Annotated in this window: 12 protein-coding genes and 1 tRNA gene; 12 read left to right on the forward strand and 1 reads right to left on the reverse strand. The window is 59.6% G+C overall.

Features of this window, described 5'->3' with window-relative positions; genetic code table 11:
* The 10 genes from JJE47_02410 to JJE47_02455 all read left to right on the forward strand — a co-directional run.
* A partial coding sequence (locus tag JJE47_02410; protein ID MBK5266262.1) for a chorismate-binding protein occupies positions 1-186 on the forward strand: 186 nt, incomplete at its 5' end.
* Positions 179-1,123 carry a folate-binding protein YgfZ gene (locus JJE47_02415; protein MBK5266263.1) on the forward strand — a complete coding sequence of 315 codons (945 nt, stop codon included), beginning with the start codon at positions 179-181 and terminating at the stop codon, positions 1,121-1,123. The genes JJE47_02410 and JJE47_02415, both read left to right, overlap by 8 nt.
* A 47-nt stretch (positions 1,124-1,170) precedes the next feature.
* The gene (locus JJE47_02420; protein MBK5266264.1) at positions 1,171-1,842 is read left to right on the forward strand and encodes a response regulator transcription factor; all 672 of its coding nucleotides are present in this window, start codon (positions 1,171-1,173) and stop codon (positions 1,840-1,842) included.
* On the forward strand, positions 1,839-3,233 hold the full coding sequence (locus tag JJE47_02425) for a HAMP domain-containing histidine kinase (protein ID MBK5266265.1): 1,395 nt from the start codon (positions 1,839-1,841) through the stop codon (positions 3,231-3,233). The genes JJE47_02420 and JJE47_02425 overlap by 4 nt, the downstream gene beginning before the upstream one ends.
* Before the next feature lie 27 nt (positions 3,234-3,260).
* Positions 3,261-4,022, forward strand: a complete 762-nt coding sequence (trpC, locus tag JJE47_02430; GenBank protein MBK5266266.1) for an indole-3-glycerol phosphate synthase TrpC — start codon at positions 3,261-3,263, stop codon at positions 4,020-4,022.
* Entirely contained in the window at positions 4,019-4,627 is a 609-nt protein-coding gene (locus JJE47_02435; protein MBK5266267.1) for a phosphoribosylanthranilate isomerase, read from the forward strand. The genes trpC and JJE47_02435 overlap by 4 nt, the downstream gene beginning before the upstream one ends.
* Entirely contained in the window at positions 4,624-5,799 is a 1,176-nt protein-coding gene (gene trpB, locus JJE47_02440) for a tryptophan synthase subunit beta (protein ID MBK5266268.1), read from the forward strand. Before JJE47_02435 ends, trpB begins: the two co-directional genes overlap by 4 nt.
* On the forward strand, positions 5,799-6,593 hold the full coding sequence (locus JJE47_02445) for a tryptophan synthase subunit alpha (protein ID MBK5266269.1): 795 nt from the start codon (positions 5,799-5,801) through the stop codon (positions 6,591-6,593). The genes trpB and JJE47_02445 overlap by 1 nt, the downstream gene beginning before the upstream one ends.
* A complete protein-coding gene (locus JJE47_02450) occupies positions 6,590-6,877 on the forward strand; it encodes a hypothetical protein (GenBank protein MBK5266270.1) in 288 nt (95 codons plus the stop codon). The genes JJE47_02445 and JJE47_02450 overlap by 4 nt, the downstream gene beginning before the upstream one ends.
* Positions 6,817-7,713 (forward strand): DUF2029 domain-containing protein, encoded by an 897-nt coding sequence (locus JJE47_02455; protein ID MBK5266271.1) that lies wholly within the window; start codon positions 6,817-6,819, stop codon positions 7,711-7,713. The genes JJE47_02450 and JJE47_02455 overlap by 61 nt, the downstream gene beginning before the upstream one ends.
* 178 nt (positions 7,714-7,891) lie before the next feature.
* Here the strand turns inward: JJE47_02455 and JJE47_02460 are convergent.
* Positions 7,892-7,975: transfer RNA gene (locus JJE47_02460), tRNA-Leu, on the reverse strand.
* Positions 7,976-8,030: 55 nt separating this feature from the next.
* On the opposite strand from JJE47_02460, the gene JJE47_02465 reads away from it, so the two are divergent.
* Together JJE47_02465 and JJE47_02470 are read left to right on the forward strand one after the other, a co-directional pair.
* The gene (locus JJE47_02465) at positions 8,031-8,309 is read left to right on the forward strand and encodes a hypothetical protein (GenBank protein MBK5266272.1); all 279 of its coding nucleotides are present in this window, start codon (positions 8,031-8,033) and stop codon (positions 8,307-8,309) included.
* A gap of 9 nt (positions 8,310-8,318) precedes the next feature.
* The coding region (locus tag JJE47_02470; protein ID MBK5266273.1) for a DNA polymerase I at positions 8,319-9,785 on the forward strand (1,467 nt) is incomplete at its 3' end.

The raw sequence follows: 9,785 nt of genomic DNA on the forward strand, positions 1-9,785 counted from the left end.
ATCGACTTCTCCGGTAACGTCGACACGGCGATTTGCCTTCGCACGGTCGTGGTGGCCGACGGCAAGGCGTGGGTTCAGGCCGGGGCGGGTCTGGTGGCCGACTCGGATCCCGCCACGGAATACGAAGAAACCATGAATAAGGCCGCGGCGGCCCTGGCCGCAGTAGAGGCAGCCCAGCGTGGCTGATCGAGGCGCCCCGACTGGAGACGTAGCGGCTGAGTACCGTCAGATCCGAACCGATGTCGGATCCATCTTCGGGCTTCATCGGCTCATCACCGTGCGTGGACCTGACGCCGTCTCCTTTCTCCAGGGGTTGGTCAGCCAGGACCTGTTCTCGATGAGTGCGGGGCAGGTCGAGCGGTCGTTCTTCCTTCAACCGTCTGGCAAATTGGCTGCGTTGCTCTGGGTTGGGGTAGGCACCGAAGAAGTGGTTCTCTTTTGTGATGCAGACGTTGCGGCTGATACGGCGGGCGCATTGGCCCGATATCGCATCCGTGTCAAAGCGGAGATCGATCTTGACGAACGGGCGGTCATTGAGTTGTGGGGGCGGTCGGCCCTTGAGGCGGCGGCAACTGAGGCAGGGCATTGGCATCGTAACGAGCGGGCGGTGGCACTTGCCGCCGCCATGCCGGGAATGCCAAGAGCCTTCCTGGTTGGCATCGACGTTGATGCACTGCCCGTCGGTACCAGGGCCATTACGGCGATCCGGGTCGAAGCCGGAGAACCGGTGATGGGAGTGGATGTTGACCACTCGACAATCCCCCAAGAGTGCGGATTCATTCCCGAGTCCGTATCCTTTACCAAGGGCTGTTATCTCGGGCAGGAACTAGTTGCCAGGATCGATACCAGAGGACACGTCAACCGGAGGCTCATGGGCGTCATGATCCAGGAAAACACCGTTCCTCCGGCGGGCGCAGAGCTACTCGTCGAAACCAAGCTGGTGGGAACGTTTACCTCGCCAGCCGAGTCCGGCGCTTTGCGGGCACCCATCGGCTTGAGTCTCGTCCGGCGCGAGCTCGGTGATGGAGATCCGGTTATCGTGCAATGGCGGTTCGAAGGCGAATTGAAAACGGTCCGAGCGACGGTCCACGATTTGCCGTTGGATGACTTTACAAACCCCTAACACTGTCTAAACATGACCGATGAAACGGGTGTCGTAGTCTGATCCATATGCAAGACACTGTGCTACTCGTTGAAGATGACGAAGCGATAGCCGAAATGCTCGAGCAAGTATTCGAGAAGTCTGGCTACAGATTCCGCCACTGTCGCTCGGGCGAAGAGGCAGTCATCCGCGTCAAGACCCGCCCCCCTTCGGTTGTTTTGCTGGACATCGGGTTGCCTGGCATCGATGGATTGGAAACCTGTCGACAAATCCGGCAGATCTCTCAATTGCCGATCATCATGTTGACGGCGCGCGACACCGAGGTCGACAAAGTGGTCGGTCTCGAGATTGGCGCCGACGACTATGTGACGAAACCATTCTCTCCGAGAGAATTGGTGGCACGCGTCAAAGCCGTACTCCGCAGATCCAACGACGTGGTGGATGCTCCTTTGATCGTCGAGGTTGGGGGATGGGTAATCGACTCGGGTCGACATCATGTCCGGAATGGTGACGGTGAGCCCATTACTCCGACGGCCAAAGAGTTTGAACTGTTGCGCTATCTGGCAGAGAACGCGGGATTGGTGCTATCCCGGTCCCAGCTCCTCGAGGCCGTCTGGGGCTACGACTACTTCGGGGAAACCCGCACGGTCGATGTCCACATCCGACAGTTGCGCAAGAAGCTCGACGGGATTCCGATCGAGACGGTCTGGGGGGTCGGGTATCGGATGGGTGACACTTGAGGCAGCGGATCTTTTGGGCGATTTTGGGGGTTGTTGCCGTGGTGTTGTTTCTGGCCGGGGTGACCACGGCCGTGGTTGGTCGGTCAGCCAGCCGGGAACGGATCTTCAACCAACTGGAAACCACTACGCAAGTTGCGGCGTCAGGGGTTGGCGATCGACCGCTCGCCCGGGCTGCTCTGCGTGCCGACGACCAAGAAGCCGCCAGGATCATCCTCGATCGTGCGGATCGGAGCCAACAGCTAGACGATGGGACTTCCGTGGTGTTCGGGCTACTCACGACTGAGTTTTTCGCCGTGGCCGACGTGGCAAGCGATCTTGAGATCGACGTTGATGCCCTTCGAGGCGATCAGGTCCTCCATCTCGACCAGCGGATCGGCGTTGACCAGGTGATCGCCGTGGTCCGTCCTGTTGCCGTAGACGATTCGGGCGACCGGGTCCTGGTTATTGCGCTCAGACCGCTGGATCGGATTCGCCTTCGGTCGATCCTTCGGGACCTGACGCTACCGCTGCTGGTAGCCGCCGTTATCGCGGCCATCGGGGCCAGGATCGTGTCCGGATCCATCGTCAAGCGTCTCGACGGTCTTCGGGACGCAACTCGTCGGCTCGGCTCCGGAGATTGGTCGGCCAGGGCCGATGTCGAGGGATCGGACGAAGTGGCCGAAGTGGCCGCAACCTTCAACAACCTTGCGGCCTTCCTCGAGGATACTTCCGAGCGGGAACGTTCCTTCCTCATGAGCGTTTCACACGACCTGAGAACTCCACTCACCACGGTGTCCGGCTACGCAGAATTACTGGCCAGCCACGAGGATCCCGAGACGAGCCGGATCGGCAGGGTGCTCGACCGTGAAACGCGGCGGCTGAAACGTCTCGTCGAAGACGTCATGTTGCTCGCCCAACTTGAGGCCAGGCAATTTTCCGTTCGGGTCGAGCCAGTCGATATGCAAGCTCACATTCGCGAGGTGGTCGCCGGGTTTAGCGGGAGGGCGCAGGAAGCTCACATCGACCTGAGGGTTCGACTGGGTGAGACCGGGCTGCTTTCAACCGATCCGGATCGGGTTGGCCAGATTGTCACCAACCTGCTTGACAACGCCATTCGCCATACTCCTGAACGCGGAAAGGTCGACATCGGACTCGAACGCCAAGACTCGGGGGTTCTCATCACCGTCAAGGATTCGGGTCCCGGCGTTGACCCCGACGAGATTGGCCAACTATTCGAACGGTTCTACGTTGGGCGGCGCCATGAAAGGCCGGAAGGTTCCGGACTCGGATTGTCGATCGTACGTCAACTCGTCGCCATGCTGGGCGGGAGCGTGCGGGGCAGTTTGCCGGCAGGTGGGGGCCTCGCGGTGGAGGTTCGGCTGGAAGATCTGCGGCTTGACACGTTGGCGTAGCCCGGTGAGGGCGTACCATAGGCGGTCATGCTTGCCGAGATCACCAAGAAAACAATTGCGGATCTACCCGAACTGCGTCGACGCCAGGCGGAGCTGATCGGCGCTGCCGAGGCCGCAAGTGCTCCAGCCGGCTTTGAGAAGTCCCTGCGCGCCTCTGGATTAGGTGTGATCGCTGAGGTGAAGCGAAGGTCACCATCTCGAGGCACCATCGACGCTGATCTCGATCCAGTCGCGCAAGCCAGGGAGTATGAAGCCGGGGGAGCGGTTGCCATTTCGGTCCTTACCGAACCGCACTACTTCGCGGGTTCCCCCCAGGATCTGGTCATGGTCAAGAACCATACGAAGGCACCCGTTCTCAGGAAAGACTTCATTGTCGACCCGATCCAGGTGGTGCACGCCAAAGCGATGGGTGCCGACGCCATCTTGTTGATTGTGGCGTGCCTGTCAGACACCGACCTCGCCCGACTTTTGGCCGATGCCGACCGGTGGGGTCTCGACGTATTGGTGGAAGCTCATACGAGTGATGAGGCTCGCCGGGCGATAGATTGTGGCGCCAGGATTGTCGGGGTCAACAACCGGGATCTCTCCACGTTTGACGTTGATCTGGCCACCGCCGAGTCCATCGCCGCCGAATTGCCAGATGGGATTGTCCGGGTAGCGGAATCGGGCATCTGGACCGTCGCAGATGCCCATCGGATGCGAGACGCCGGGTTCGACGCCGTACTGGTCGGTGAAGCTCTCGTTCGGTCGAGTGATCCCGCGGTTCTGATCAGGCAATTTCGAACGTGAGTACCTGGGTGAAGGTATGCGGTCTTCGAACGGTCGAAGATGTGGAAGTGGCGATTGAGTCGGGAGCTGACGCGATTGGACTGATGCTCGCCGAATCGCCCCGCCGCATCTCGATCGAACAGGCAACGGATCTGGCCCGGGCCGCCGAGAACGTCGATTCGGTCCTCGTGATCGCCGACCTGGAGGTCCACGAGGCTCAAGAGGCGGTCGAAAGAACCGGGGCAAGTGGCGTGCAACCGTACGGGGCTCACGCCGGGAGCATCGCACGGTGGGGCATTGAACAGGGTCTTTTGGTGCTTCAGCCGATCGCAGTCGGGACCGAGTCGATTGGTGCCGTCCGTGTCGAAACCGGGGCGATCCCGTTGTTGGACACGGCCTCACCATTCAGGCGGGGCGGCGGAGGCCGGACGTTCGACTGGAACCTGACCAGGGATTATCCGATTCCGTTCGTCCTGGCCGGGGGACTGAACCCCGAAAACATTCATCGGGCCGTACAAGAGACGGAAGCGTGGGGGGTCGACGCTTCATCAGGTTTAGAATCATCGCTCGGCACGAAGGATCATCAGAAGATCCGAGCATTTATCGAAGGAGCCAAGCGCCCATGAAGCTTGTTCGGCCCGATGACCGCGGACGGTTCGGGGACTATGGAGGTCGCTTCGCTCCCGAGACGCTCATGCCAGCCCTTGACGAACTGGAGCGGGCGTTCGAAAAAGCCTGGTCTGACCCGGCCTTTGTGCAGCGATATCACGATCTATTGACGAGCTACGTCGGTAGGCCCACGCCCCAACACGTTGCCGGCCGACTCTCGGAGCAACTGGGGTTGACAGTCATCCTCAAACGGGAGGATCTCGCCCACACCGGTGCGCACAAGATCAACAATGCGATGGGACAGGGCCTGCTCGTTGGTGAAATGGGTAAGCGCCGCCTGATTGCCGAGACAGGCGCCGGTCAGCACGGAGTGGCCACCGCCACAGCTGCCGCCTATTTCGGGCTTGAGTGTGCGATTTACATGGGGGAGAAGGATATCGAGCGGCAGCGACTGAACGTGTACCGGATGCGTCTGCTCGGCGCCGAAGTAATTCCGGTGACCAGCGGTGCGGGTACCTTGAAAGATGCCACCAACGAGGCGATGCGAGAATGGGTTCGGAGTGTTGAATACACCCACTACACCATCGGTTCCGTGGTTGGACCCCATCCGTTCCCGTGGATCGTCCGGGAGTTCCAGAAGGTCATTGGAGAAGAATCCATCGTCCAACTCGGCGGAACCCTACCGGACGTGGTGGTGGCCTGCGTTGGTGGAGGGTCCAACGCGGCAGGGATGTTCTATCCGTACCTCGACCTCGACGTCGAACTCGTCGGCGTCGAAGCGGGTGGGCTTGGTATCGAGACCGGCAAGCATGGCGCTTCCATCGGTGCAGGAAGCCCGGGAGTTCTACACGGGTCCCGAACGTACATGCTCCAGGATGCCGATGGTCAGGTCATTGAGGCGCATTCGGTTTCGGCCGGCCTTGACTACCCGGGCGTAGGTCCGGAACACTCCTACTTTGCCGATCAGGGAATGGCCAGGTACGAGTCCGTTACCGACGCCGAGGCACTCGATGCGGTAGACCTTCTGGCGAGGACTGAGGGCATCATTCCAGCGATCGAGTCAGCTCACGCAATTGCATGGGTTGCCAGAGAGCGAGCTTCTCTTGCAGGGAAAACCGTCCTTGTGAATCTGTCTGGCCGTGGTGACAAAGATGTCGAACAAATCGCCCAAATTCGCGGTCTCCTCTGATGAGCGCCGATCGACTGCGCGAACTTTTCGCAACAGTTCGGGATGAAGGCCGGACCGCGTTCTTGCCATTCATGACGGCCGGGCTTCCAGATCCGCAGTTGTCGCCTTCCGTCTTTGGAGCCATCGAAGGTGCTGACGCCTTCGAAGTTGGTATCCCATATTCCGACCCGCTCATGGATGGTCCGACCATCCAGGCGGCCGGCCAGATGGCCCTGAAGGCCGGCACGACGTTGGACCGGGGTCTGGGCATCGCCGGTGGCGTAGCCGAAACTACGGGCAAACCGGTCATCATCATGACCTATGCCAACGTGATATTTCAGGTCGGACCCGAGCGGTTCGCCGGGAAGGCGGCTGACGTCGGTGCCAGCGCCGTGATCGTCGCTGACCTGCCTATCGACGAGGCCGGCCCTATACAGGCCGCGGTCGAAGCCGTCGGTTTGGGGATGGTTCTGTTCGTTGCCCCGACCACAGACGAGCGAAGAGTGGCCCAAATCGTTGCGGCGAACCCGGTGTTTGTCTATGGCGTCGCCGAACTCGGCGTCACCGGTGAGAGAAAGGAATCCGGGGGGCATGCTGCCCGACTGTCTGAGCGGGTCAGGGCACTCAGTGATGTTCCTCTGGTCATGGGAGTCGGGATTTCGACTCCCGAACAAGCCAGTGACATGCGTCCTCTGGCTGATGGGGTGATCGTTGGATCGGCGCTCGTGCGGGCAGTACTTGACGCCCCCGATACCGATACGGCCCTGCGCGACCTTGCCTTGATCTCTCGAAGGATTGCCGACGCGCTGCGATGACAGCCAAACGGGCCGGCCTGATCGCCATTGTCTCCGTTGCGTTGTACATGCTCTTTCTTGGCTCCATTGCCGAAACTGCCATCACGCCTGCCCCTGATTTCCCGAATTACTATTACGCCGCCAGAAACCTGACGGCCGGTTCGTCTGTCTACGCCGATTTCGCCGATCAAATGCTTGCCGAATTCGGCGTGGCGGACATCAACTACTTCGCAGACCCCCCGCGATGGCTGTGTTGGTCTACCCGCTTCGATACCTCTCATACGCAGCCGGCTTCTGGTTGTTGATCTCGCTCTCGACGCTCGGGATGGTGGTGACCGTTTGGTTGACGGGTTCCGAGTTGGGCTTGCGAAAACCATGGTTGGTGGTCCTCGCCGGGGCTTCGCTTCTAACGTCAAGTTTTCGTTTCCTCACATTTCGGAACCACATCGAAGTGATACTTGCTCTGCTGGCGGCACTCGGCTGGATCCGGCTCCGTCGTCGAGGTAATCCGGGTGCTTATTGGGGTGTCGCCGCGGCGCTCAAACTATTCCCGGCGCTTTGGACGGTTGCTCAGATTCGAAATCGCAAGGCGATAATGGCCGGGGCCTTGAGCTTTATTGCGGTGTCTGGCGTAACCGTCTGGGTGGTTGGTACATCCGACGTGACGACGTTTGTTCGTGATGTCGTACCTCTGTCGCGCCAGTGGTATGAAGCAACTGGTAACTATTCCCTGATGTCGCTCGGTTCGGTAGTCGGAGGACTCGGGCTTGGCTGGGCCCTTTCCGGACTTGGGCTCGTCGGATTTGGATGGACGATATATCGGCTTGGCGATCACCCGGATGCCCTATATGTGTCGGGCGTTGCCTGGTCGCTGCTGCTGTCACCGCTGAGTTGGCTCAACTACCTGGTAGTGGTGATCTCTCCGCTGATGGTTGCGGTTCCGAACATCAATTGGTCGGTTCGGCGACAGCTCTATCCAGGGGTTGCCATGCTGGCAGGCCTACTCGCACTACGACCAGTCGTTACATTGAACAGCTACTGGTTGAACGTTGGTTTGTCTCGAATCCCCACGCTGAGCCTGCTACTTCTGGCGGTCTGGGCCCCACTGCTCATGGTTCGACGTCTTGGTGTCGAGACGTAACAACCACCTGCCAGGGATTCAAACCGTCTCAGAGGGTTGGGGGAGTGGGGATTGCGAGACGATCGAATGCAGGTGTCGCTACCTAACGATTATACCTGATCTGGTGGGTTGTTCACGGGGAATATTGATAACCGAACGGCGGGGTCGCGAGACGAGCGGATCGGCTGAACATGATGAGTACCGGGAGCGGGACTTGAACCCGCACGTCTATACAGACAATGGATTTTGAGTCCATCGCGTCTACCAATTCCGCCATCCCGGCCAGATCCGACGTATCCGCGTATGCGGAGGTCGGTGGCTGAGATAGTATCTTCGTCGTGCGCCGGGTTGAACGCAAGATCATGAAACTCAATGACCAAATCGCCCTGCTGCGCGAGGATCTGAGGCTGCTGTCCGAGGAACTTAACTATCACCAGCACCTGGATGACGATGCGCAGAGGGACGCGGCATTTGGTGATGCCGAAGATCGAGCCTTGGCATACGAAACGAAGAATGACCGGCTGCGCTTCGAACGTCTGGTGCGGGAGGTCGGTGAATCGATCGCCAACGCCGAGATTCGCCGCAGCCGGTTGCTGGATCGTCTCGGTGACCTATGATCCACGGCTATGCCCACCCTCGCCCTACTCGACGGACATTCCCTCGCATATAGAGCCTTTTACGCTCTACCTGAAGATTTGGCCACGACGTCTGGCCAGGTGACGAACGCCGCCTACGGGTTCATGCGAATGCTTGTGAAGCTGCTCGGCGATCATCATCCAGACCGTCTGGCCGTGGCCTGGGACGTCGGGCGGTCAACCTTTCGGACCGAGGAATACCCTCTGTACAAAGCCCAGCGAGAATCCGCTCCTGATCATTTTAAGTCTCAGTTGCCATTTATCGACGAGATTCTCACGGCGCTGGGTATCGAGCAATTCCGTGTGCCGGGCTTCGAGGCCGATGATGTCATTGCCACGTTGGTACGTCGGGGCGTCGAGGATGGCTTCGACGTTCTGGTTGTCACCGGCGATCGAGACAGCTTTCAGCTGGTGGATGATCATGTCAAGGTCGTCTACACCAGACGAGGTATTTCCGACATCGTGATGGCCAATGCAAGCTGGATTGAGGAAAAGTACGGCATTCGGCCGGATCAATACGTCGAGTATGCCTCGCTTCGTGGTGACAATTCTGACAACCTTCCCGGGGTGAAGGGAGTGGGGGAGAAGACTGCTGCTCGCCTCATAGCTGATTACGGAAGCCTGGATGGCATCTATGAACATCTCGATGACCTGACTCCGAGACTGAAGCAAAACCTGGAGGAAGCCAGCGAGCAAGCCTTTCTGAACCGGCGTCTGATGACATTGGTGGATACGGTTCCCCTTCATTCAGAGATTCGTTCCGATGGGCTCGTCTGGTCCGACTGGGATGAAAGCGCCGCCAAGCGACTCTTTGACTCATTGGAGTTTCACACGTTGTGGAGTGAGCTCACGGCTGTGCATCCCGGTGGGCTGGCTCCCACCGGCAGGGTGCTCGACACCGAAATCGAGTTGGTCACGTCAATGGAGGTGGTTTCGTCTCTTTCCGGGTCGGTGGCAGTCGCTCCCGTCTGGGAGGCTGGTCGGATTGATGGCTTGGCGTTTGCCGCGAATGCCGATCGGTCATTCGTGTTGCGTGATGTGGCGTTGGCCGCTTCCTGGTTGGCCGATGCGACGATTCCAAAGATCATCCACGATTCCAAGGCGTTAATGGGAGCCCTCGGTGATATGGCGCTGTGTGGTGTGGTATTTGATCCCGCCGTGGCAGCGTACGTCGTCAACCCCACCGGTCGAGCCTTCGGGCTCGAAGAGATCGCTGACCGATATGCAAATATCGAGATCGACAGCGTTGACGCAACAGATGCACCGGCCCAAGGTGCCTTCGATTTTGACATTACTGGCGGTGAGAACCTCGAATCTGCCGGTCGCCGGGCGGCCGCCACGCTGCTGGTCGCCGAGACGCTCGGCTCGATTCTCGATGAGCAGGCTTCTCGCGAGTTATTTGACACAATCGAGATGCCTCTCATTCCCGTGCTTCACGCCATGGAGCGACGAGGGATC

This window comes from Acidimicrobiia bacterium (assembly GCA_016650365.1).
In the GTDB taxonomy this organism is placed as follows: Bacteria; Actinomycetota; Acidimicrobiia; order Spongiisociales; family JAENVV01; genus JAENVV01.